The sequence below is a fragment of the Actinomadura sp. 3N407 genome (assembly GCF_052245875.1).
In the GTDB taxonomy this organism is placed as follows: Bacteria; Actinomycetota; Actinomycetes; order Streptosporangiales; family Streptosporangiaceae; genus Spirillospora.
In genome coordinates, this window is sequence record NZ_JBQQBP010000009.1 from 333,447 (window position 1) to 356,039 (window position 22,593).

Sequence of the window (22,593 nt, forward strand, 5' to 3'; positions counted from 1 at the left end):
CGTCCCCCCGCCTCTCATCGCTCCCACCAATCTCGCTTTTCCCGCCGGGCCCGGTTATGTCCGGGGTACGGAGACGGTCGATCGTTCCTCGAACCGGTGTGCACCGGGTAAGGGGCTGGCCAAGCCTGCCGCATTCGCCAGCCCGTGACCCCTCTCCGGCGGGTTAATGGGACTCACCGTTCGGCGGCTGGGTCCGGGCGGCCTCGGGGGAGGCCGCCCGGACGGGGACACCGCCGTGCGGCACGGGGAAAGGGTCATGTCCATCAGGGGGGTTGATCTCGTGCGTGATCCGGAACTGGTGTCGTGCGCGCAGCGCGCGGCAAGCGAATTGGAACGCGCGTGGACGGAGTGGCGGCACGCGCGCGGCCTGGCCGAGGAGGTCTCCGAGTCCGTCGCCAGCTACGTCGCCCATTCGATCGACCACCCGTGGGGCCGTCCCCGCGTGGTCCTGGGCCTGGACGCGGAGGAGGCGCGCGCCCTCGCCGCGTTGCTGGGCAAGGAGGACCCGCTCGGCTGATCCGCCCCCTCCGGGCCCGGAACGCGGGACCGGTTTCCCGGACTTCGTTTGACGAACCCCCATCGATGTGCAGACTGTGTGGGTCGTAACGAACTCATCACGGAGGAATCGGTCAGTGCGAATCCAACGAGGCGGCCCGCTGGCCGCCGGTATCGCGCTGTGCCTCGGCGCCCTCACCGCGTGCGGAGGATCCTCCGGTACGCCCGCCGGCGGCGAGACCGCGATCCCGCCGAGGGCGGGCGGGCCCTCCGCGGTGGGCAAGTCGCCCGCTGCGGCCAAGGGCGACGCGTCCGCGCTGGACGGCAAGGTGATCGTCATCGATCCCGGGCACAACGGCGGGAACGCCGACCACCCGGACGAGATCAACAAGCAGGTCAAGATCGGCAACGGCAGCAAGGCGTGCGACACGACCGGCACCGAGTCCAACGACGGCTACCCCGAGCACGCGTTCACCTGGGACGTCTCCAAGCGGCTCGCGAAGCTCCTGCAGGCCGAGGGCGCCGAGGTGACGCTGACGCGCAAGAACGACAAGGGCGTCGGCCCGTGCATCACCGAACGCGCCGAAGTCGGCAACCGGCTGAAGGCGGACGCCGCCGTGTCGATCCACGCCGACGGCGCGCGCGCGTCCGCGCATGGCTTCCACATCATCGAGCCGATCGCGGTCGGCGGGAACGCCGGGATGGTGCCCGGCTCCCGCAAGCTGGGCGAGGCCCTCCGCGACGCCTACCACCAGGGCACCGGCATGGCCTACTCCAACTATCTCGGTGAGGAGGGCCGTGACCGGCGCAATGACCTCGGGGGCCTGAACCTGTCGAGCGTCCCCAAGGTCTTCGTCGAGTGCGGCAACATGCGGAACAAGAACGACGCGGCCAAGCTCGCCAGCGCGTCCTTCCGCCAGCGCATAGCGGAGTCTCTGACCGAGGGCCTCAAGACGTACCTGAAGTGACCACGGGCCTGAAGTGACCACGGGCCTGAAATAGCCGCGGGCTTGCCGGGCGGGCGCCCTTCCCACCCCCGTCGGGGGCAGGATGGGGGAGTGTCTGATCTCCGGGGGCCACTTCTTCGTGTCCGTGACGTCCTGCTGGGGGCGGATTACACCGTCGCCGGGGTGCGGGAGCTGCTCGGGCCGGTCGCGGGCGGGGCGCTGGCGCGGGACGAGATCACCCCGGCGCTGCGGGCGACCGGCGGCGGGTCCCCGCTGGAGATCCTGACACGGCTGTTCTGGCTGCAGGTGCCCGTGGACGCGGCGGCGATCAAGGCGGACGATCTGGTGGCCGCCGGCCTCGCCGAGGTGTCGGGCGGGGAGCTTCGGGCCCGGCTGCGCGTCGAGCCGCTGGAGGCGGTGAGCGGCGACGGGCTTGCTCGGGGCCCAGGCCTTGCCGGATATGTCGTGTCCGATCTCACGGTGCGGCCCGGGTCGGGGGGCACCGTCCTCCAGCCCCCACCCACCGCCATTCGACGGACGAGCCCAGCTCGGCCTATCCCGGCGGCCGATCACGTGGTGGGCGCGGGCGGCGCGTCCGGTGCCCTGGCCCGGCTGGTTGTCCACAGGCCTGTGGACAACGTGCTCGATCTCGGAACGGGCTGCGGTGTTCAGGCGGTGCATCTGGCGGGGCGTTCCCCCGCCGCGCGGATCACCGCGACGGACGTCAATCCGCGGGCCCTCGAACTGGCCGAGATGAGCTTCGCGCTGTCGGGCCTGAACGGCGCCGAACTTCTCCGGGGGTCGCTGCTGGAGCCCGTCCGGGGACGCCGGTTCGATCTGATCGTGTCCAATCCCCCGTTCGTCGTCGCGCCGTCCGGCGGCCGGCGCTTCACCTACCGGGAGTCCGGCCTGCCGGGCGACGACTTCTGCCGGCGTCTCGTCGAGGACGCTCCGCGGCACCTGAACGACGGCGGGTACTGCCAGCTCCTGGCGAATTGGCTGCATATCGACGGTGTCCCGTGGGAGGAGCGCGTCGGCTCATGGGTGGACGGGTGCGACGCGTGGATCGTCCAGCGGGACGTCCAGGACCCGGCGGAGTACGCCGAGCTGTGGCTGCGGGATTCCTGCGAGGCCGGGACGCCGGAGTACCGGGCCCGGTACGAGGCGTGGCTCGATCACTTCGAGCGGCTGGGCGTCACCGGCATCGGATTCGGGTGGATCACACTGCGGCGCGGCGAGCGGCCGGCCGTCCGGATCGAGGAACTGCGGCACGCCGTCGAGCAGCCCGTCGGCGCCTACGTGGACGACGTCCTGGACGGCCTCGCCAACGCCGCAGAGTTTTCCACAGCCTGTGGACAGACTCTGGGGGTCGCGCCCGGTCTCGTCCAGGAACAGATCGGTGCGCCCGGCGCCGAGGACCCGGAGCGGATCGTGCTGCGCCAGACCGGCCGGCTCCGCCGCGCGGCCGGCGTCGGGACGGTCGAGGCCGCCCTCGCGGGCGTCTGCGACGGCACCCTGCCCCTCGACCCGCTGCTGGACGCGATCGCCCAACTCACCGGCACGGACCCCGCCGAGACCCGCGCGCAAGCGGACAGGGTCCTACCGGACTTGATCGCCGACGGCTTCTTCCTGCGCCACCCTCGTTGACTTGCGGCGCGTCGCCCTGACGCCGCCGCCATCGGGTCGACATGCCGCGGTGAATCGATACTCTGCCGGGTCGGTATCCGAGAGACCGGATATCGCCCGAGCATTTTCGGACGTAATCGTGGGGCGGCGCGGTCGGCGTTGCTGCGGCCGGCCAAGTCCGGTGGAACGGCCCGGCATTGAACGGCCGGTTCGGCCTTACATTATTCGTTCCGGGAGGGGTCCCACTGGCGCGACGTTACTATGCCGCAATGTCGTCGGACAGGAAGCGCAGGCCGCCGCCAAGCGTGATAGCCGTCGTGGTGATCTTCTCGATTCCCGCCGTGCTCTTCATCGCCGGAGCGGTCGGGATGGTGGTCTTCGCGATCATCGATCGTCAGGTGGACCTGGTGGGGATCGCCTTGGCGCTGCTCGTGCCGGCGCTGCTCCCAGGAATGTTGGCGCAGGGGCTTTGGCGGGGCTATCGAGGTTCCAGGACATTGGCGGTGATCTTGGGTGTCCTGAGTTTTCCGAGCGGGATTCTGATCCTGGTACTGCTGATGACCCGGACAGCAAAGGAGTGGTTCGGCCAGCCAGCGGCGACCGTCGTGCACTTCCCACAGAGCGAATAGCCGGTCGCGGTGCGAAATGGTGAGCGGCCGGCGACCGTGCTGCGCGCGCGTCGTGAGGTTGATCGGCGTGCAAGCACGGACGCGTAAACCTCATCACCGCAGGCGGGGGCCTACAGTGACGCGACCGCGCATTCGCCGGAAGTCAACGCGAGGCGGGATCAGCGGCGGGCTTCGTCGAGGGTGCTGAAGGTGCTTTCGCGGAGGCGGCGGGACAGGGCGCGGTTGACGCGGTGCGCCCACAGGGGGCCGCCGTAGATCATGCCGGTGTAGCCCTGGACGAGGGTGGCGCCCGCCCGGATGCGCTCCCACACGTCGTCGGCGGTCTCCACGCCGCCGACCGAGATCAGCGCGACCCGGCCGCCGGTACGGGACCGCAGCCGGTGCAGCACGTCCAGCGAACGCTCCTTCAGCGGCGCGCCGGACAGCCCGCCTGTCTCCTTCACCACGGCGGGCGGGCTGAGCAGGGCGTCCCGGCCGACGGTGGTGTTGGTCGCGATGATGCCGTCCAGGCCGAGGTCTAGGGCGAGGCCGGCGACCGCGTCGATGTCGTCGTCCGCCAGATCGGGGGCGATCTTGACCAGCAGCGGGACGCGGCGGGCGGACGCGCGGTCCGCGGCCTCGCGCACCGCCGCCAGGAGCGGGCGCAGGTGCTCCACGGCCTGCAGGTTCCGCAGGCCGGGGGTGTTGGGGGAGCTGACGTTGACGACGAGGTAGTCCGCGTACGGTGCGAGCCGCTCGGCGCTCGCCACATAGTCGGCGGCCGCCGAGGCCTCCGGGACGACCTTCGTCTTGCCGATGTTGACCCCGACGATCGTCCCGCCGCCCCGGCCGCGCAGCCGCCGCGCCGCGGCCTCCGAACCCTCGTTGTTGAAGCCCATCCGGTTGATGACCGCCCGGTCGGGGACGAGCCGGAACAGCCGCGGCTGCGGATTGCCCGGCTGCGGACGTCCCGTCACCGTGCCGATCTCGACGTGGCCGAACCCGAACGCGCCGAGCGCCTCGTAGGCGACGGCGTCCTTGTCGAACCCGGCGGCGAGGCCCAGCGGGCTGGGGAAGTCCAGCCCGAGGGCGCGCACGGCCAGTGCCGGGTCGCGGGGCGCGAGCAGCCGCCGCAGGAGCGGCACGGCCCCGGGCGCCGACTGGATCGCGCGGAGCCCGCGGAGCGTCAGGTGGTGGACGGTCTCCGCCGGGACCCGGGCGATGACCAGTGAGAACAGGAGTCGATACATCGTCCGCAAGTATCTCAGCCGGGCCCGCCCGAAAACCCGTTGAGGGGGGCCGAGGCAGTGTTTAACCTGGCCGCATGCTCATGAATGCCGAGACCACCGCATGGTGGTTCACCCCTGTGCGCGTGTACCGCGACCGTCCCGGCGCCGGGTCCGGCCGGGACGCGTAGGAAGCTGGACTCCCCTCCCGCACGGCCGGACCTGGGTGCACGGACATCGAACACACCCAGCCGAACGGGAGAACACCATGGCCAAGAGCCGCCGGAACGGAATGCTGGGCGTAGGCGGCCAGCGCAACAAGCTTTCCCGACGCGCTCTGCGCGGCGGGAAGGCACCGGTGCCAGGCAGCGGCGGCGACCCCGCCGCCGAGAAGAGGGAACTGCTCAGGAAGATGCGCGAGCGCAACGAGCGCCGCGCCGCTTCCGGGCAGCAGGACGAGTAGAACGACGCGGACCGCGCCGGCCTCCCCTGGGGTCGGCGCGGTTCAGTGTCTGCGGAAGGTGCGGCGGAGCTGGAGCCGGACGTCCCGGCTCGCCTCCCGCATCGTCCGGCGGGCGGAGCGGACGGGATCGCGCACGCAGACCCGCCACGTTTCCCGGACGCCCCGCCCGGCCGGTCGCAGCACGTTGGTCCCGGTCCACCGTGCCGGGGCGACGATCAGGACCCGTCCGGGAGCGACGACGAGCGTGCGCCACAGCCACCGCAGGACGCGGGACGCGAACCGCCACGTCCCCGCGAAACCCGCCACGATGGGCGCCAGGACGTACCGCCACACCGTCCGGGCGGGCAGCACGACAAGGGCCCCCACCAGCCACGCCAGGCACCGGCCGATCAGCCGCCAGGACCAGGCGGCGGCACCCGCGAACGCGCGCCGGCCGGAAGCCAGGACGCTCCCGAGCGCACCGAGCAGGAGCAGGGCGCCGCGTGCCAGACGGGCGAGGCCGAGCAGCGGCGGGCGCAGCAGGTAGCGCCATACGAACACGGCAGGGATGACCACGAGCACCGTGATCAGCAGGCCGATGCCCTTGAACAGCAGGGCGAACCCCCGGCCGGTGATCCCGGCGAGCCAGGCCAGCCCGCGCCCCAGCGCCTGTAGCGGCCGTAGCAGGACCAGCCCCAGGAGCCATCCCAGTCCGCGTCCGATCATGGCGAGGAACCGGCCGGTGGGGGCGATCAGCACGCGGTGGACCCAGCGGGCCAGGTGTCCCGTCCCGCGCCCGAGCCACCGCAGCGGCCGGACGATGAGGAGGTGGAGCAGCGCGCCGATCCCTCGCGCGACGGCCGCGGCCAGCCGGCCGGTAGGGGCGAGCGGCCACCGGTACAGCCCGTGCCAGATCCACCGCAGCATCCGGCCGATGAGCCGGCCCAGCCGTCCCGGCGCCCGCACCAGGCCGTTCCACACGGCCCGCACTCCCCGCGCGCCCAGCACCACCAGGTCGTGGACGAGCCGGAGCGGTACGACGATGATCAGCGCGACGACGCGGGCCGGGATCACGATCCACGCCGGGCCCGGCCGTTCCCGGGGCGGCTCGTCCGGCCGCTCCTTGCTCAGGCTGATCGGGGGATCCGCGGGTGCGTCTTCGCCGGTGGTCACTGCTGCCTGCCTCGCGAACCGTCGATGTGAACAACTGTGCATACGACCCGGCCCGCAGCCGACCGGTTCCGGTGGGTTGAACCCGTTGTGAGTGCACACCGTACTGCTCGTCGGTTCGGGAGAGCGGTGCGGCAGCTCCCCTCGACCAACGTGCGGGAAACCGGAACCGGAGCCGGGACCGTGGACGACATGGAGGACACACGGCATGAAAATCCCACGTTGGGCGTTCCCCGCCGCGGCCGCCCTCACCGCCTCCGGGATGGTGATCACGGCGTGCGGACAGGAGACCGCCGGGAACAAGGAGAACGCCGCAGGCACCCAGCAGCAGGCGCAGGCCGCCCCCTCGGCCCCGCCGGCCCCGACGCCGGCGGCGGAGCCCACCACCCTGGAGGTCGCCCGCATCGCCAAGCTCGGCAAGGTCGTCACCGATGGCGACGGCCGGACCCTCTACCGATTCGACAACGACACCGCCCGTCCGTCCGCGTCCACCTGCGCGGGGGCTTGCGCGAAGGCGTGGCCGCCGGTGTGGGCCGGCGGGACGCAGACGGAGGTCGAAGGCGTCCAGCAGTCCCTGGTCGGCAAGGTCAAGCGTCCCGACGGCCGGTGGCAGGTCACCCTCGCGGGATGGCCGCTGTACCGGTACGTCAAGGATCAGGGCCCCGGTGACGTGAACGGCCAGGGCGTCGGCGGCACCTGGTACGCCGCGTCCCCGACCGGTAAGAAGGCCACCCCCGCCCAGAACGCGAACGACGACCGCCCGAAGAGGGGGATCGTCATCAGGGCCAGGAACGACCCGAAGCTCGGCCGCATCCTGACCGATGGTGAGGGCCGCACGCTCTACCGCTTCGACAAGGACGACGACAGGCCGCCGACCACAACCTGCTTCGGCGACTGCAAGAAGGCGTGGCCGCCGACCGTCTTCAGGGGCTGGAAGGACGTCAAGCTCGAAGGAGTCAGCAAGAAGGTGGTCGACTTCATCGAGCGCAAGGACGACGGCGAGTGCCAGATCACCATCGACGGCTGGCCCGTGTACTACTACGCGAAGGACGGGCAGCCGGGCGCGACGAACGGCCAGGGCGTGGGCGGCGTCTGGTGGGCCACCACCCCCACTGGCGACAGGGCCACCGCCATCGGCTCGCCCCCCGGAAACGGCCGTGGCAACGGCAACGGCAACGGAAACGGCTTCGGCCGCGGCAACGGTAACGGAAACGGCAACGGCGGCTACGCGCCAGGCGGTGGTTACTGAACCCCACGCCGCGCCACGGCCGCCCCACAGGCGAAGGCGCGGAGGGCTCGCGGGTCGGTCGGGGTCCGCGATCCCTCCGCGTCTTCTTCACGCTGCGACACGAATGTAACCGGACGGGTAGGTCCTATCAACTGTCGTTATGCCAGGTGGCAGAACGTCTTGCGTCCTAAGTGGCCAACCTCATTACCAGTCGATTCACCAGGCGCATGAATAGGTAGGTTATGGACTGCGCCATGGCGTTGCGCCGGATGGCTTGCCGCCATGTGGCATTCCGCCCTCCGCATCGCGGCACGGCGTGGGCGACCGCTTTCTCGACAAGTCCGGTTCGATCCCCCGCTTACTCTTCCGCCCGCTGCTCGCCGTCGACATCAAGGGTTACAGCTCTCGATCACCTCGCATGCAGCTTCAGGCTCAAATGGATCTGCGGTCGCGGGTCGGCGGAGGCGTCGCTGGTGCACCGTAGGACTGTTCGTCGCAGGCGCCGGCGGCTCCTTTGTGGATCACTTCTGTGTGGCTTTACGTGGCTCTGGTGTCTTTTGTTAACTGTGGGATTGATTTTGGTCGCCGATCGGAATGTGGATCTCGACAGGGGTCGGGTCTGGTGTTCGAATGGAGACGGACCCGCCACGCATGCGGCCCGGCGAAGTGTCGCACCCGGTGGGAGGCTTCGGGAGGCCCGATGGTCGAGCGAGTCGGACGAGAGAGGCCGGACGTGGCCAGGCGTGGCCGACGCCCGCGGGGCAGGCCGCCGGAGCGGATCCGGGCAGGCCGGCTGCGGGCGGGAGTCGCGCTGACATTGCTCGCCGGAGCGCTGGCGGGCTGCGGGGGTGACGGCGGGCCGCCCACGCTCACCTGGTACATCAACCCTGACGACGGCGGGCAGGCCAAGCTCGCCGAGGCGTGTTCGCGGGCGTCCGGCGGCAGGTACGAGATCACGACGTCGGTGCTGCCGCAGGACGCGACGCAGCAGCGTGAGCAGCTCATCCGGCGGCTGGCGGCCAAGGACTCCGGGATCGACATCATGAGCCTGGACCCGGTGTTCGTGGCGGAGGCCGCCAACGCCGGTTTCCTGCGTCCGTTCCCGGCGGACGAGGCGGGGCGGTTCACCGAAGGCGTGTTCCCGCCGGCCGTGGAGAACTCCACATGGGAGGGCAGGCTTTACGCGGCGCCCTTCTGGGCGAACACGCAGGTGCTCTGGTACCGCAAGTCCGTCGCGGAGAAGGCCGGTGTCGACCCGGCGTCGCCCGGCTTCACCTGGGACAAGATGATCGACGCGGCGGTCCGGACGGGCACGACGGTCGGGGTGCAGGCCAACAAGTACGAGGGCTACATGGTGTGGATCAACGCCCTCGTCGAGTCCGCCGGCGGCCGGATCATCAGCGATGCGGAGAAGGGCGACGAGGCCACGATCGAGATCGACTCGCCGGCCGGACGGCAGGCCGCGGCGATCATCTCGAAGCTGGCGAACTCGGCGGCGGCGAGCCCGAGCATGTCCACCGACGACGAGGAGCGGTCCAGGTTCCTGCTGAACAGCGGCCGCGGCGGCTTCATGGTCAACTGGGGTTACATCTGGCGGGCGGAGAACGCCGACGCGGAGGCCGGGGTCATCTCGAAGGACATCGTGTCCGACCTCGGCTGGGCGCGGTACCCGAGGGTGACGCCGGGGCAGGAGAGCAAGCCCCCGTTCGGCGGCATCGAGATCGGCATCGGCGCCTACGGCGACTACAAGGACACCCTGGCGGTGGACGCGGTCACCTGCATCACGTCCACCGAGCACATGAAGCAGTACATGATCGACTCGGGTAACCCGGCGGCGCGCGCATCCGTGTACGACGATCCGGAGATCCGGCGGGAGTTCCCGATGGCCGGGTTGATCCGGGACTCGATCAACGCGGCGGCGCCCCGCCCGATCACGCCGTACTACACCGACGTGTCCGGCGCGGTGCAGAGCCGCTGGCATCCGCCCGGGTCGGTGAACCCGGACACGACGCCCCGCGAGTCCGCGACGTTCATCCGCCAGGTCCTGCGCGACCAGGCGCTGCTCTAGAGGGGACAGGCGATGACCGCTGTGGGAACCGCCCCGGCAGCCGGACGTCACAGGAGCGGGCGCGGGGAGATCTCCGACCGGAGCCGCGCCGAGCGCAGGCTCGGGCTGCTGCTGTCGGCGCCGGCAGTGATCGTCATGCTGCTGGTGACCGCGTACCCGCTGGCGAACGCGCTGTACCTGTCGCTGTTCAGATACCGGATCACCGCGCCGGACGACCGGGAGTTCGTCGGCCTCGCCAACTATGTGACGGCGCTGTCCGACTCGCTTTTCTGGCAGGACGTCCTCACCACGTTCCTCATCACGTTCATCACCGTCGCGGTGGAGCTCGTCATCGGTTTCGCGCTGGCGATGGTGATGCACCGGGCGCTGTTCGCGCGGCGGACCGTCCGCACCGCGATCCTGCTGCCGTACGGCATCGTCACCGTCATCTCGGCGTTCGCGTGGCGGTACGCGTTCGACCTGCAGTCGGGGTTCGTGAACGGCTGGTTCGGGCTCGGCGACTACGCCTGGTTCTCGGGCCGCTGGTCGTCCCTGTTCGTGATCATCCTGTCGGAGATCTGGAAGACGACGCCGTTCGTATCGCTGCTGCTGCTCGCCGGCCTGGCACAGGTGCCGCGCGACCTGGGTGAGGCGGCGACGGTGGACGGCGCGACGGCGTGGCAGCGGCTGAAGCGGGTGACGATCCCGAACATGAAGGCCGCGATTCTCGTCGCGGTGCTGTTCCGGACGCTGGACGCGTGGCGGATCTTCGACAACGTGTTCATCATGACGGCCGGTCAGAACCAGACCGAGACGCTGTCGTTCCTGACCTACCGGCAGACGATCACCCGGACCGCGATCGGGCTGGGGGACGCCGTCGGGGTGCTGCTGTTCCTGTCCGTGGTGGTGATCGCGGTCGTGTTCATCAAGGGGTTCCGCGTGGACCTGTCCCAGGTGAGGGGTGACAAGTGATGGAGAGCGTCCGCTCGAAGTGGCTGTGGATCGTCGCGTCCCTGCTCATCCTCGTCTGGACGGCCTTCCCGATCCTGTGGATCGTGAGCCTGTCGTTCAAGCGGCCCGGCGAGGTCGGCAACACCAAGAGCTTCCTGCCCGAGGACTGGACGTGGGTGAACTACGAGACGGTCTTCAAGACCGACCTGTTCACGTCCGCGCTGATCAACTCGATCGGCATCTCGGTGATCGCGACGTTCATCGGGGTGCTGTTCGCGACGCTGGTCGCGTACGCGATCGCGCGGCTGGAGTTCCCCGGCAAGAGGCTGATCCTGTCGTTCGCGCTGGCCATCGCGATGTTCCCCGTCGTGTCGCTGGTCGGCCCGCTGTTCAACCTGTGGCGGGACATCGGCCTGTACGACACCTGGCCGGGGTTGATCATCCCGTACATCTCGTTCGCGCTGCCGCTGGCGATCTGGACGCTGTCCGCGTTCTTCCGCGAGATCCCGTGGGAGATGGAGCAGGCGGCGCAGGTGGACGGGGCGACGACGTGGCAGGCGTTCCGGAAGGTGATCGTCCCGCTGGCGGCGCCCGGCGTGTTCACCGCGGCGATCCTGACGTTCTTCTTCTGCTGGAACGACTTCGTGTTCGGGATCTCGCTGACGTCGTCCGACAGTGCACGTCCCGTCCCGGCCGCGCTGGCGTTCTTCACCGGGGCGTCGCAGTTCGAGCAGCCCACCACGGCCATCTGCGCGGCGGCGGTCGTGGTGACCATCCCCGTCGTCGTCATCGTCCTGGCGTTCCAGCGCCGCATCGTGGCCGGGCTGACGTCCGGCGCCGTCAAGGGCTGAGGGAGAACCATGGCCGCCATCACCATGAAGAACATCGTCAAGCGGTACGGCGACGGTTTCCCGGCCGTGAACGACGTGTCCCTGGACGTGCGGGACGGCGAGTTCATGATCCTGGTGGGCCCGTCCGGCTGCGGGAAGTCGACGCTGCTGCGGATGATCGTCGGACTGGAGGACATCACGTCCGGTGAGATGCTCATCGGCGAGAAGGTCGTCAACAGGGTCGCGCCCCGTCAGCGGAACCTGTCGATGGTGTTCCAGAACTACGCGCTCTACCCGCACCTCACCGTCTACGAGAACATCGCGTTCCCGCTCCGTCTCGCCAAGGTGGCGGACGACGAGGTGCAGCGCCGTGTCAAGGGGACAGCCGAGCTGCTGGAGCTGACGGAGCATCTGGAACGCAAACCGGCGAATCTGTCGGGTGGGCAGCGGCAGCGTGTCGCGATGGGCCGCGCGATCGTCCGGCAGGCCGACGCGTTCCTGTTCGACGAGCCGCTGTCGAACCTGGACGCGAAGCTGCGCGGGCAGATGCGCACGGAGATCTCGCGTCTCCAGCGGCGTCTCGGCGTCACGACCGTGTACGTCACGCACGACCAGACGGAGGCGATGACGCTCGGCGACCGCGTCGCGGTGCTGCGCAAGGGCGTCCTGCAGCAGGTGGGGAGCCCGCGCGAGCTGTACGAGGAGCCGGTCAACCTGTTCGTGGCCGGGTTCATCGGGTCGCCGTCGATGAACTTCCTTCCCGCGTCCGTGGACGGTGCGTTCCTCGAAACGCCCTTGGGGCGCTTCGAGCTGCGCGACGAGCGGAAGGTCGCCGCCGTCGGCGACCGCGAGGTCGTGCTCGTCGGCATCCGTCCGGAGAACTTCGAGGACGCGTCGCTGGTGAGCGAGGAGAAGAAGGCGAAGGGCAGCATCGTCCGGGCGGACATCGACGTCACGGAATGGCTGGGCAACGAGCAGTACGCCTACGTCCCGTACGAGGCGCCCGCCGACCTCGCCGCGCAGCTGCGCGACCTGTCCCGCGAACTCGACAGCGACCAGCTGCGCACCCAGGCCGTCGTGTCGCTGGACGCGGCGAGCCTGATCACGCCGGGACGTGAGGCGGAGCTGTGGATCGACACCATGAGGGTTCACATCTTCGACCCGTCGACCGGCGACAACCTCACCCGCGACGAGGAACGCGTCGCCCAGCTCCGCCGTATCGCCGAGGACGCCCGCGCCGCGCAGCGGGAGGCGCAGCGCGAACCCGCCGCGGAGAACGCCGGCGGTGCCTCGCCGGGGGCGACCACGGCGGGATCGTGACGCCGCACGCGACCACTTCGCCTCGATCCTTCTCACCGTCCCCGAGGATCTGACCGAGACCGGCCGCGCTCCTGACACGCGTAGTTGATCGCTCTGGCACGATCGAGGCATGTATGAGTGCTTCGCCCACGAGTACGCCTCCCACGCCGAGGACAGCGCCTACAACGCCCTCTACGACCGCCCGGCCGTGCTCGGCCTGGCCGGCGACGTCGACGGCCTGTCGGTCTTCGACGCGGCCTGCGGCCCCGGCCTGTACGCCCGCGAACTGCTGAGCCGCGGCGCCCGCGTCACCGGCTGCGATGTGAGCCCCACCCTGGTCGACCTCGCCCGCGCCCGCTGCGACGACCGCGCCGACCTGCGCGTCCACGATCTGTCCAGGCCGTTGACCTGGGTCCGGGACGACTCCGCCGACCTGGTCGTCCTCGCGCTGGCGCTGCACTACATCGATGACCGGGTGGCCCTCCTGGAGGAGTTCCGCCGCATCCTGACCCCGCGCGGCGCGCTCGTCCTGTCGACCGAGCACCCGATCATGGGGTGGATGCGTCTCGGCGGCTCGTATTTCACCGAAGAGCCCGTGGAGGAGTCGTTGAGCCCGACACGAAACTGGCCCATCCGGGCTTGGCGCCGCCCGCTGACCGCGATCTGCGCCGAATTCCGCGAGGCCGGTTTCCTCATCGAGGAACTCGTCGAACCCCGTCCCGTCCCCGAAATGGCGGACCGCTATCCGGACGACCACGCCACTCTGGAAGAACTCCCGGCGTTCGTCGCCTTCCGCCTGGTCCCGGCGCCCGGCTTCGGCTGAAGGCTCAGACCCCGGCGTATCTGGCCGGGGAGACGCCCACGGCGGCGGTGAAGTCACGGGTCAGATGCGACTGGTCGAAGTAGCCGAGATCGCCGGCCAGCGCGGCCCAGTCGATGTGGACGCCCTGGTCGGCACGGGCCGCGGCCTCGTGGAGACGTGCTCGCCGCAGCACCCATTTGGGGCCGGCGCCCACATACTCGGCGAACAGCCGCTGCAGGGTGCGGACGGAGACGTGCAGCGCCTCGGCCGCCTGATCGACGCGGAACAGGGCGGGGTCGGCGGTGATGGCCTCGACCATTCCGGCCACTTCCCCGGCGACGGGATCCGGGGCGGGAAGACCGTCCAGGAGGAACTCCTCGACCGGTTTCACCATCGCGTCGAGATCGGTGTGCCGGAGCACGGCGCGGCCGACGTCCTCCACGTCCGGGCGGAGGACGTCCGCGGCGGGCGCCCTGCGGTCGGCGAGGTCGATGATCGGCCCCGCCGCGAACGGCCGGAACCCGCCGGGGCGGAACTTCACGCCGAGGACCTGACCCCGTCCCTCAAGGCGCCGGACGAACAACGTCCGGTCCACGCCATAGATCAGCGGAGAGGGCTCCTCGAAGACGAGGTGGACGTTCGGGTGCGACAGCACCTTCGTCTCGTACGGCTCCTCCGTCCGCCACCGGACGTGCCAGTAGAACTCCACGAAACGCGCCAGGGCGGGACTCGGAGACGCCCGCTCAAGGGTGGCGACGGCCGCCTGCTCCCGTGGGTACAGCACGCCTCGACCCAGTTCGCCCACGTGACCAGGGTACTTGGCGCGTTTCTCCAAGAGGCGCCCCCGCGGGCGCTCGTAACGTGCTGCGTATGAATGACGACCACGCCTACATGAAGGAATGCGCCGCCGAGGCCGCCCGTGTCGCCCACACCGTCCAGCGGGACCGGCTGGCGGATCCGACCCCGTGCGGCGAATTCGACCTCCGGACGCTCGTGAACCACCTGGTGCTCTACACGTCCCATGGGCTTGAGCACCGTGCGTTGCGCGAGGAACTCCCGGACGAGCTCACCGAACGCGACTTCACCGCCGACGCCGCCTGGCCGCAGGAGTACGCCGTCCAGCTTGACCGCGCTGTCGCGGCCTGGGCGGACCCGGCCGTCTGGGACGGGGAGATCGCGGGAACCCCCGCCGCCGACATCGCCGCGATGATGATCCTGGAAATGGCCCTGCACGGCTGGGACGTCGCGAAGGCCGCCGGTCAGGAGTACAGCGTCTCACCCGACACCGGCCGGTTCATCCTCCAGGTCGTGGAGAAGAACGCCGAGATGTACCGCCAGTACGACGGCTTCGCCGACCCCGCGCCCGTGGACGAGGACGCGCCGCCTTTCCAGCGGGCGCTGGCCGCGTCCGGCCGCGACCCCGGCTGGCGACCGCGCGCCCGCTGACCGTCAGGCCCCGGTGGGCTCCTCGATCCGCCACTGCCCCACGTCGCTGTAGCCCGAGTCGTAGATGGCGGAACCGTCACCGGGCTGCAGCGCGTAGTGGTGGAGGTTGCCGCCCCAGTAACGCAGGATGCGGCCCAGCTCGCGCGCGGCGTCCTCTCCCACCACGCCTTCGCTCATGTCGACCTCAAGGATGAACTTCACGCCCCTCAACCTCCCGACGAATTGCCGTTCACCCTCAATTGTTTCATTGACCTACCCTGTGAAGGTTCTTCGCATATCACACCTGGTTGAGCCCGGTAGACATCGCGGAAGTCTCAAATGCGAGTGAAGGTCATTCGATGCGGGTGGCCCTGTCCCCGTGGACGAAGCGGCTGACGTCGTCGAGGGTCCCGGGCGTCAGGTCCGCCCGGGCCAGGGTCAGGACCTCACCGCGGTAGGAACGCACCTCGATGCGGCTCTTCGGTGTCGACACGGCCAGCCTGGACAGCAGCGACTCGACGAGGCCCAGCGTGCCGGTCTTGAACTTCCGCTGCCCCAGCGTCGTGCGGGTGCCCATGCCCTCGAACGGTCCGTCCGCGCTCTGCAGGTCGAACCTGAGGTCGGTCACCGGGCAGGGGTCACGGTCCCAGTCCGACTGCGGTAGCGAACCCCGGCCCTCGATCCGTGCCTCGACGAACGTCTCGGTGTCGTCGTCGCCGATCTCGCAGTCGTGGACGGGGAAGACCCAGGCGGTGCGCCCGTCGTGGACGTTCCGGCTCAGCCGCGGCGAGCAGAGCAGCGCGTGGGTGAACGGACCGATCGGCGCGTCCAGGGGCACCTTGTGATGGGAGCCGCCGTCGAAGGCCCGCTCCCGGTGTGGTTCGAGGAAGTCCAGGAAGGCCGAGACCAGGTCAGGGTCGTAGCCCCCGTCCTTGACGTTGAACGTGAGGCCCCTGCGTTCGTCGTCCGTCAGCACGAGATGGGACCAGCGGCTCATTTGCGGCAGGGTCCGGTGCAGGAAGTGCTTGACGTAGACGCCGGTCCGCCCGGCCAGCGGCTCGTGGCCGGTGAGGCCGGCGTGCCGCATATCGAGGAGCTTGGCGTCCTCCAGCGGCTCGGGCTTCGGCGCCGGGCGGGGCGTCTCGTCCTTGACCTCGATGTAGCCCTGACGCTGCTTATCTCGAATCTTCCCGTTGAAGTGGCGTACGGCATGCGCTTCGTCGTCGAGCGTCATGCTGCTCCCCCGGAGGGTGCCGCCCTTCAATCCCCACGACATGTGGCATCGAATGCCCGCACGCTCGATCCGCCAGATCCGGACGACGTCGCCGGCACGTTTCTCGAAGGCTCGCGATTCAGACATGCCACCGCAGCCTTCCATGATCTGGCCTCAGCCGCCGGTCGAGGTCGGCTCCTTGTCCACGGCGGCGACGAAGGGCCTGCGTCCTCCGGGCACCCCCGTGCGGGTCTCGCCGCCGCCCTCGTACGGGAACGCGAACGGCAGCCCGGCCGCGGCCAGGGGACGCGGACGGTCCATGAGGTGGAAGTGCAGGTGCGGCTCAGAGGAGTTGCCGGAGTTGCCGACCTCGCCGAGCACGTCCCCGGCCCGCACCCGGTCGCCCTTCTTGACGCGGACCGACCCGCGCCGCACGTGGGCGAACACCGCGTACACCCCGTCGCCGAGATCCAGCACCACGGAGTTGCCGATGATGAACCGTCCCGACGACAGCGTCATGAAGGAAAGCAGCTGGCGGAAGAGGGCGCCCTCGACCAGCAGGTAGAGGAACGCGGGCCACGAGTTGCGGCTCCAATGGTCGCGCTGCCACCCGCTCGCCTGGACGACGACACCGTCGGCGGGAGCGACGATCTCCTGCCCGAACGCCGGGAACGTCTCCGGCCGCGCCGCGAGCGGCCACCTGCGCAGCGGCTGCCACACCTCCGCCGGGTCGGGCGCGTACACGAGGTCGATCGCATAGGTCTGCCCCAGCTCATGGGTGCCGTGGCTGGGGACCTTGTCGGCGGGGCTGTTCACCGCCACCCAGCGGCCGCGCACCGGGGTCCGCACCGCGACCGGTTCCCGGCCCCGTCCGCCGCCCGGCACGAAGAACAGCACGAGGCCGCAGCCGATCAGTACCAGTCCCGCTATCGAGAACGCGTCCATGCCATGCAGGACTTCGCCGAACGTCAGCGCCAGTCCCAGCACGATGAACAGCGTCCTGAAGCGTGCGAGTGTCCTGTGCATTTTCCCTCCCAAGGTTCAGCGGCGGGCCGCCGCGAGCACGGTGAGAATCGGCACTACCCGTTCCCCCGGGACGCTGTACCGTCCCCGCGCCGTGGTGCGCAGCCAGCCGGCCGCCACCAGCTGACGCAGATGGTGGTAGAGCTGCCCGGTCGTACCGACGTGGGCGCCCAGCTCGGCGGTCGTTCCGGCGCCGTGCAGGATCTCCCGGAGCAGCAGCAGCCGCACCGGATGCGCCAGCGCAGACAGCGTCTCCGCCGCCCGCGACCAGTCGTCGTCCAGCAGGTCGTCCACCGGATGCCCCTGCTGCCACTCGTAATGCTCGCCGGACGGCACCGTCACGGAGCCGGTGAACAGCACGGCACCGGGCTCGTCCACGCGCTCCTTCAGTGCGTTCAGCGCCCAGAACGCGTCCTCCGCGTTCGGCTCCTCGACCGGCGCGTCCGCACGTTCGAGCCGGTCCACACGCTCCTCCAAGCGCGCGACCCGCTCCACCAGCTCCTCGTCGTCCACAACTCCAATACTACGTAACTACGTAATTTCCATCAAGCGGCCACATAACCGCTGGCCGAGGCCGCCGCCCGCGAACTACCGTCCGGCCCATGAACACTTCACCGCCGCCCCCTGCGGAGCCGCCGGACACGCTGACCCTCGTCTGGATCCTGTTCCACCTGCTGCAGGAGTACGCCCGCGACGTCGGGCAACTCGACGTCGTCCGTGAGCTCATCGACGGCACCACCGGACCATAGGCCGGATGACGTCACGACCGGATCCCGCCCTGTACATGCTTCGGCGCGGCGTGGGGCGGTGGCGTCAGGGGAGTTTCTTCGCCAGGAGTTCGAATTCCAGGCCGTCGCGCTTGGGGAGGCCGAACCGCTCGTCGCCGTACGGGAACGGGCTCGTCTCACCCGTACGGACGTAGCCGCGCCGGACGTACCAGGCGATCAGGTCCTCGCGGGCGCTGATCACCGTCATGTGCATCTCGTTCGCGTCCCACTCTTCGTGCGCCAGCCGCTCGGCCTCGGCGAGGACCTGCTTGCCGAGCCCTCCGCCCTGAAGGGTGGGGGAGACGGCGAACATGCCGAAATAGGCGTGGTCGCCGCGGTTCTCCAGTTGGCAGCAGGCGGCCAGGGCGCCGTCCACCTCGGTGAGCAGCATCCCGCCGGCGGCGCCGTTCACCACGGACGCCACGCCCTCGGGGTCTGTGCGCTGGCCGCCGAGGAGGTCGGCCTCGGTCGTCCACCCGGCACGGCTCGCGTCGCCCCGGTAGGCGCTCTCGATGAGGGCGACGAGGGCGGGGACGTCGGCCGCCGTGGCCATGCGGAAAGTCGGCTCAATGGCATTCATCGAGACGAAACATAGCACCCAGCCCATTCCGCATGATGCGCCGGACGTCCCGCCTTCCGGTCATGCACGCCAACGCCCCCATGCGGTGACTGATCAGTGGGTCCGGCCACGTGAACGGCGGTCCGCTCGGTGGCGCACAGAGATTCCACGAATAGTCGTGATTGGCCTACGATCGTCTCGACGCCATGACGACGCACACCGATTTCTCGCCGGACGCCTCCGCACAGCTGCTTGAGGTGTTCAAGGCGCTCGCGAACCCGGTGCGGCTCCAGGTGCTCCAGTGGTTGCGCGATCCCGAGCGCCATTTCCCGGTGGAGAAGGCGATCGCGGACCCGGACGAGGTCGGTGTGTGCGTAAGCCACATCCAGGCCAAGACGGGGCTCGCGCAGTCGACCGTCTCCGCCTACATGGCCTCGCTGGAGCGTGCCGGGCTGGTCCGCTCCACCCGCATCGGGAAGTGGACGCGCTACCGCCGGGACGAGGGCCGCATCGCCCAGCTCGTCGACATGCTCGGACGCTCGCTCTAGACCCGCGTCAGGCAACGCCGGCCTTGACTCTGAGGCGACCTCCGCAGGCTGCACGCCCGTCTCGACGAAGGCGCCGACCATGTCGCCGTCCGGGCTCTCGGAACCGGACCCGGATCGATGACGGCGGCGGCGATCAGCCCGGCGCCTGGGCCGCCATCGCCTTGACCTGGACGCCACGCCGCTGCTGGGCGAGGCGGTGGTAGTGGCGGCTGCGGCGGCCGAGGACCACGGCGGCCAGCAGCGATGCCGCGGCGGAGGCGAGGAGGACGGCGCCCTTGGCTTCGGTCAGCTGTGCGGCGTCGGAGTAGGAGAGTTCGGCGATCAGCAGTGAGACGGTGAACCCGATCCCGCTCAGGATGCCGATGCCCGCTATGTCCGTCCAGGCGAGCCGCGGGTTGAGGTGTGCGCTGGTGAAGCGCGCGGTCAGCCAGGTCACACCGAAGATCCCGACCGTCTTGCCGGCCAGCAGCCCGGCCAGCACACCCCAGGTGACGGTGCTCGTCCAGAAGCCGCCCGCACCCGACAGCGACACCCCGGCCGACATCAGCGCGAACACAGGCAGCGCGATCCCGGACGAGACCGGCCGCAATACCTCCTCAGCCTGGTGTGACGGCGAATGCGCTTCCCGGTCTCGGATCCGGGCGCGCATCAGCAGCCCGATGACCACCCCGGCGATGGTGGCGTGCACTCCGCTGGCGTGCATCAGCGTCCAGATCACCACCGCCAGCGGTACGTAGAGCAACTGGCCCGGCACCACCGCGCGAAGCCGGGTCACCGCCTGGCCCCGGCCGTTCTGCAGGTAGCCGAACAGGGCCAGGCCGGCCGCTGCGGCGGCCAGCGCGCCCAGGTTCAGGCCGGTGGTGTAGGCGACGGCGATGACCAGGACCGCGCATATGTCGTCCACCGTGGCCAGCGTGAGGAGGAAGGTGCGCAGCGGACCGGGCAGGTGCCGGCCGACCACCGCCAGGACGGCCAGGGCGAAGGCGATGTCGGTCGCCATCGGAATGCCCCACCCGCCGATCGCCTCCCCGGAGCCGGTGGCGTTGACGGCCAGGAACACCAGCGCGGGCACCGCGACGCCACCGAGCGCGGCCGCGATGGGCAACACCGCGCGGCGCGGGTCGCGCAGCTCACCGTGGACGAGCTCCTGCTTGAGCTCGTTTCCGACGATGAAGAAGAACACCGCCAGCAGCCCATCGGCCGCCCACCCCTGCACGCTCAGGTCCAGATGCAGGACGGCGGGACCGAAGGTGAACGAGCGCAAAGCCTCGTAAGAGTGCGATAGCGGCGAGTTCGCCCACACCAGCGCCATCAGGGCGGCGCCGATCAGAAGCGAGCCGCTGATCGCGTCCGAACGCAGGGCAGCAGTCACCCGGGTGACGACAGACATGAGGAAGACAACTCCAGAACGGTACGAAGGGCACAGTGCTCACACCCGGCTCGTGGCCGGGGACGCCCCCGCGAACGGTGGGCTCAGCGGCCCTTCGGCGGGGAGACGCTCACGATCGCGCCCCACGTGCTGACGTAGCCGTTCGTACCGGCCGGACGGTGCTCCAGCGACGCCGGCACCCGCGCACCGGCAGCCCGCCCCAGCGGCACCGAGAAAGCGAGACGATCGCGCATTGGGACCTCTCCCTTCCCGGCCTGCACCCATGACGTCACTCGAACAACTTCGCTGACCAGGGTATTCGCCCCCGACCACCATCGATGCCACGGCCGGCTGGAGCAGGTTTGCGGTCGACGCGCCGTCCGCCGGTCAGCGGGCGGCCGGGCCCTGCTGTTCGATGCGGCAGTCGTCGCCGATCGGACGGGTGATCGCCCAGAAACGGCGGAAGTGGCATTTCGACATCTTCCACCGGCCGTCCTCGACCACGTACTCGTCGTCGTACTCGCCGGTGCCGACCGTCTCGGTGTTGTCGAGCAGGTTCACCTGGCGGAACTTCAGCGTCCAGCGGCCCGAGGCGCTGCCTCCGCCGTGGACGGTGATGTCCGGGTGCATTCCGTGGTGCATGTCGAGGATCACGTTCTCGCCGCCGACCTGCCGGAGGGCGATCCGTTCGAAGACCTTGACGATGCCGTCCGCGTCGTCGAAGGTGCCGAGACGGTCGAAGTCGATCGAGGCGCCGGACGCGATGAAGCAGGCCCGGAACTCCTTCGGGTCCTTGGTGTCGCAGGCCCGCAGGTAGCGGTGCTTGAGGACCTTGATCTCCTCGATGGCCTCCAGCCGGGCGATGCGCGCGGCGAGGTCGGGGCTCGGTGGCTGCGGCATGGTGGCTCGACCTTCGGCCATGGGGGACGTCCCGTCCAGCGGTGTCCCGGTGAACGGGAAGGCCGGCCGCTGTGCGGCGCCGGACGCCGATGATCGTTGCACCTGACTCCGGCGGAAGAGGTCGGCATGAGCCCCAGCGAAGTCGGTCACCACATGCTCGACGTCGGTGACATCAGTCTTCACGTGGTCGAGCAGGGGCGGGGGCTCCCGGTGGTCATGTGCCATGGCTTTCCGGGGCTCTGGTACAGCTGGCGCCATCAGCTTCCGGCGCTGGCGGCGGCCGGGTATCGGGCCATCGCGGTTGACATGCGCGGGTATGGGCGGAGCGGTCGCCCTTCCTCGCCGGGGAGCTATGACCGGCGGCACACGGTGGCCGACATGGTCGGGCTCTTGGACGGGCTGGGCATCGACGAGGCCGTCTTCGCCGGACACGACTTCGGGGCCGCCCTCGTCTGGGACCTGCCCCAGTGGGTTCCGGGACGAGTCAAAGCGCTGATGCAGCTCAGCGTCCCGCGCATGCCCGTTTCGAAGCGTCCGCCTACCGAGCTCTATGCGCGGATGGCCGAAGAGCACTTCGTCCACGTCCACTACTTCCAGGAGGAGGGGCCTGCCGATGAGGAACTGGGCGCCGACCCAGCGCGCTTCCTGGCGAACGTGTTCTGGGCGCTCAGCGGTGGATACCGGTACCTCGACATCTGGCGGCATCCAAGCGAAGGCAACGGATACCTCGACGTGTTGCCGGAAGCCCCGCCCCTGCCGTGGTCCTGGTTGTCGCGAGACGAGTTCGCCTACTACGTGGACGAGTTCCGCCGGACGGGCTTCACCGGTGGCCTCAACTGGTATCGCGCCTATGACCACGTCTGGGAGGAGAAGCAGACACGTCCGGACGAGCCCGTCTCCGTCCCGACGATGTTCCTCGTGGGGGAGCGTGACCCCGTCCTGCAGATGATGGGTTCCGATGCACTGAAGCAGATGGAGAAGGTGGTGCCGGGGCTCCGGCAGACCCACGTCATCGACAGAGCCGGACATTTCGTGCAGATGGAGGCCGCCGGCGAGGTCAACGCCGCCATGATCGCCTTCCTCGCGGGCCTGCGGTAGGCCGCGGGAGGCCGGAGCCG

At 69.9% G+C, this 22,593-nt stretch carries 26 protein-coding genes; 15 read left to right on the forward strand and 11 right to left on the reverse strand.

Annotation, left to right across the window (positions count from 1 at the left end):
* Nucleotides 1-256: 256 nt before the first annotated feature.
* From ACTWPP_RS24370 to ACTWPP_RS24385, 4 genes are all read left to right on the forward strand, one after another.
* Entirely contained in the window at nt 257-517 is a 261-nt protein-coding gene (locus ACTWPP_RS24370; protein WP_443106651.1) for a hypothetical protein, read from the forward strand.
* 115 nt (nt 518-632) lie between these two features.
* Complete coding sequence (locus ACTWPP_RS24375; RefSeq protein WP_443106652.1) at nt 633-1,463, forward strand: N-acetylmuramoyl-L-alanine amidase; 831 nt, start codon at nt 633-635, stop codon at nt 1,461-1,463.
* A 90-nt stretch (nt 1,464-1,553) separates the two neighbouring features.
* Complete coding sequence (locus ACTWPP_RS24380; RefSeq protein WP_443106653.1) at nt 1,554-3,089, forward strand: DUF7059 domain-containing protein; 1,536 nt, start codon at nt 1,554-1,556, stop codon at nt 3,087-3,089.
* A 248-nt stretch (nt 3,090-3,337) separates the two neighbouring features.
* Nucleotides 3,338-3,697, forward strand: coding sequence for a hypothetical protein (locus tag ACTWPP_RS24385; protein ID WP_443106654.1), 360 nt, complete (start codon nt 3,338-3,340; stop codon nt 3,695-3,697).
* A 158-nt stretch (nt 3,698-3,855) separates the two neighbouring features.
* On the opposite strand, the gene ACTWPP_RS24390 is transcribed toward ACTWPP_RS24385, so the two are convergent.
* Nucleotides 3,856-4,926: a quinone-dependent dihydroorotate dehydrogenase gene (locus ACTWPP_RS24390; RefSeq protein ID WP_443106655.1), complete on the reverse strand. Its 1,071-nt coding sequence runs from the start codon at nt 4,924-4,926 to the stop codon at nt 3,856-3,858.
* A 244-nt stretch (nt 4,927-5,170) separates the two neighbouring features.
* Here ACTWPP_RS24390 and ACTWPP_RS24395 point away from each other — a divergent pair, with 244 nt between their 5' ends.
* Nucleotides 5,171-5,365 (forward strand): DUF6243 family protein, encoded by a 195-nt coding sequence (locus ACTWPP_RS24395; protein WP_443106656.1) that lies wholly within the window; start codon nt 5,171-5,173, stop codon nt 5,363-5,365.
* Nucleotides 5,366-5,407: 42 nt separating this feature from the next.
* On the opposite strand, the gene ACTWPP_RS24400 is transcribed toward ACTWPP_RS24395, so the two are convergent.
* The gene (locus ACTWPP_RS24400; protein ID WP_443106657.1) at nt 5,408-6,517 is read right to left on the reverse strand and encodes a hypothetical protein; all 1,110 of its coding nucleotides are present in this window, start codon (nt 6,515-6,517) and stop codon (nt 5,408-5,410) included.
* A 205-nt stretch (nt 6,518-6,722) separates the two neighbouring features.
* Here ACTWPP_RS24400 and ACTWPP_RS24405 point away from each other — a divergent pair, with 205 nt between their 5' ends.
* From ACTWPP_RS24405 to ACTWPP_RS24430, 6 genes are all read left to right on the forward strand, one after another.
* On the forward strand, nt 6,723-7,763 hold the full coding sequence (locus ACTWPP_RS24405; protein ID WP_443106658.1) for an SCO0930 family lipoprotein: 1,041 nt from the start codon (nt 6,723-6,725) through the stop codon (nt 7,761-7,763).
* 679 nt (nt 7,764-8,442) lie between these two features.
* Nucleotides 8,443-9,810, forward strand: a complete 1,368-nt coding sequence (locus tag ACTWPP_RS24410) for an extracellular solute-binding protein (protein ID WP_443106659.1) — start codon at nt 8,443-8,445, stop codon at nt 9,808-9,810.
* Between the two features lie 12 nt (nt 9,811-9,822).
* On the forward strand, nt 9,823-10,761 hold the full coding sequence (locus ACTWPP_RS24415) for a carbohydrate ABC transporter permease (RefSeq protein WP_443106660.1): 939 nt from the start codon (nt 9,823-9,825) through the stop codon (nt 10,759-10,761).
* Nucleotides 10,761-11,591 carry a carbohydrate ABC transporter permease gene (locus tag ACTWPP_RS24420; RefSeq protein WP_443106661.1) on the forward strand — a complete coding sequence of 277 codons (831 nt, stop codon included), beginning with the start codon at nt 10,761-10,763 and terminating at the stop codon, nt 11,589-11,591. The genes ACTWPP_RS24415 and ACTWPP_RS24420 overlap by 1 nt, the downstream gene beginning before the upstream one ends.
* Before the next feature lie 9 nt (nt 11,592-11,600).
* Nucleotides 11,601-12,890 (forward strand): ABC transporter ATP-binding protein, encoded by a 1,290-nt coding sequence (locus tag ACTWPP_RS24425; protein WP_443106662.1) that lies wholly within the window; start codon nt 11,601-11,603, stop codon nt 12,888-12,890.
* A 109-nt stretch (nt 12,891-12,999) separates the two neighbouring features.
* On the forward strand, nt 13,000-13,692 hold the full coding sequence (locus tag ACTWPP_RS24430) for a class I SAM-dependent methyltransferase (RefSeq protein ID WP_443106663.1): 693 nt from the start codon (nt 13,000-13,002) through the stop codon (nt 13,690-13,692).
* Between the two features lie 4 nt (nt 13,693-13,696).
* Here the strand turns inward: ACTWPP_RS24430 and ACTWPP_RS24435 are convergent, their stop codons facing one another.
* A complete protein-coding gene (locus ACTWPP_RS24435) occupies nt 13,697-14,476 on the reverse strand; it encodes an AraC family transcriptional regulator (protein ID WP_443106664.1) in 780 nt (259 codons plus the stop codon).
* 65 nt (nt 14,477-14,541) lie between these two features.
* Here ACTWPP_RS24435 and ACTWPP_RS24440 point away from each other — a divergent pair, with 65 nt between their 5' ends.
* Nucleotides 14,542-15,117, forward strand: a complete 576-nt coding sequence (locus ACTWPP_RS24440) for a TIGR03086 family metal-binding protein (RefSeq protein WP_443106665.1) — start codon at nt 14,542-14,544, stop codon at nt 15,115-15,117.
* 3 nt (nt 15,118-15,120) lie between these two features.
* Here ACTWPP_RS24440 and ACTWPP_RS24445 read toward each other — a convergent pair whose 3' ends face one another.
* The 4 genes from ACTWPP_RS24445 to ACTWPP_RS24460 form a co-directional block, all read right to left on the reverse strand.
* Entirely contained in the window at nt 15,121-15,318 is a 198-nt protein-coding gene (locus ACTWPP_RS24445; protein WP_443106666.1) for a hypothetical protein, read from the reverse strand.
* 130 nt (nt 15,319-15,448) lie between these two features.
* Nucleotides 15,449-16,330 (reverse strand): hypothetical protein, encoded by an 882-nt coding sequence (locus ACTWPP_RS24450; RefSeq protein ID WP_443106667.1) that lies wholly within the window; start codon nt 16,328-16,330, stop codon nt 15,449-15,451.
* A gap of 153 nt (nt 16,331-16,483) precedes the next feature.
* Entirely contained in the window at nt 16,484-17,335 is an 852-nt protein-coding gene (locus ACTWPP_RS24455) for a M23 family metallopeptidase (RefSeq protein ID WP_443106668.1), read from the reverse strand.
* Nucleotides 17,336-17,350: 15 nt separating this feature from the next.
* Nucleotides 17,351-17,845: an ArsR/SmtB family transcription factor gene (locus ACTWPP_RS24460; RefSeq protein ID WP_443106669.1), complete on the reverse strand. Its 495-nt coding sequence runs from the start codon at nt 17,843-17,845 to the stop codon at nt 17,351-17,353.
* An 89-nt stretch (nt 17,846-17,934) separates the two neighbouring features.
* Here ACTWPP_RS24460 and ACTWPP_RS24465 point away from each other — a divergent pair, with 89 nt between their 5' ends.
* Complete coding sequence (locus ACTWPP_RS24465) at nt 17,935-18,081, forward strand: mycothiol transferase (protein ID WP_443106670.1); 147 nt, start codon at nt 17,935-17,937, stop codon at nt 18,079-18,081.
* Nucleotides 18,082-18,145: 64 nt separating this feature from the next.
* Here the strand turns inward: ACTWPP_RS24465 and ACTWPP_RS24470 are convergent, their stop codons facing one another.
* Entirely contained in the window at nt 18,146-18,679 is a 534-nt protein-coding gene (locus ACTWPP_RS24470) for a GNAT family N-acetyltransferase (RefSeq protein ID WP_443106671.1), read from the reverse strand.
* A 185-nt stretch (nt 18,680-18,864) separates the two neighbouring features.
* Between ACTWPP_RS24470 and ACTWPP_RS24475 the strand changes: the two genes are divergently transcribed.
* Complete coding sequence (locus ACTWPP_RS24475) at nt 18,865-19,206, forward strand: ArsR/SmtB family transcription factor (RefSeq protein ID WP_443106672.1); 342 nt, start codon at nt 18,865-18,867, stop codon at nt 19,204-19,206.
* A 133-nt stretch (nt 19,207-19,339) separates the two neighbouring features.
* Here ACTWPP_RS24475 and nhaA read toward each other — a convergent pair whose 3' ends face one another.
* The 3 genes from nhaA to ACTWPP_RS24490 all read right to left on the reverse strand — a co-directional run bounded on the left by nhaA (nt 19,340) and on the right by ACTWPP_RS24490 (nt 21,658).
* Nucleotides 19,340-20,596 carry a Na+/H+ antiporter NhaA gene (gene nhaA / locus ACTWPP_RS24480; RefSeq protein ID WP_443106673.1) on the reverse strand — a complete coding sequence of 419 codons (1,257 nt, stop codon included), beginning with the start codon at nt 20,594-20,596 and terminating at the stop codon, nt 19,340-19,342.
* An 83-nt stretch (nt 20,597-20,679) separates the two neighbouring features.
* Entirely contained in the window at nt 20,680-20,829 is a 150-nt protein-coding gene (locus tag ACTWPP_RS24485; RefSeq protein WP_443106674.1) for a hypothetical protein, read from the reverse strand.
* 133 nt (nt 20,830-20,962) lie between these two features.
* Nucleotides 20,963-21,658, reverse strand: a complete 696-nt coding sequence (locus tag ACTWPP_RS24490) for a nuclear transport factor 2 family protein (protein ID WP_443106675.1) — start codon at nt 21,656-21,658, stop codon at nt 20,963-20,965.
* Nucleotides 21,659-21,691: 33 nt separating this feature from the next.
* Here ACTWPP_RS24490 and ACTWPP_RS24495 point away from each other — a divergent pair, with 33 nt between their 5' ends.
* Nucleotides 21,692-22,573, forward strand: coding sequence for an alpha/beta fold hydrolase (locus ACTWPP_RS24495; RefSeq protein ID WP_443106701.1), 882 nt, complete (start codon nt 21,692-21,694; stop codon nt 22,571-22,573).
* The last annotated feature ends 20 nt before the right edge of the window (nt 22,574-22,593 follow it).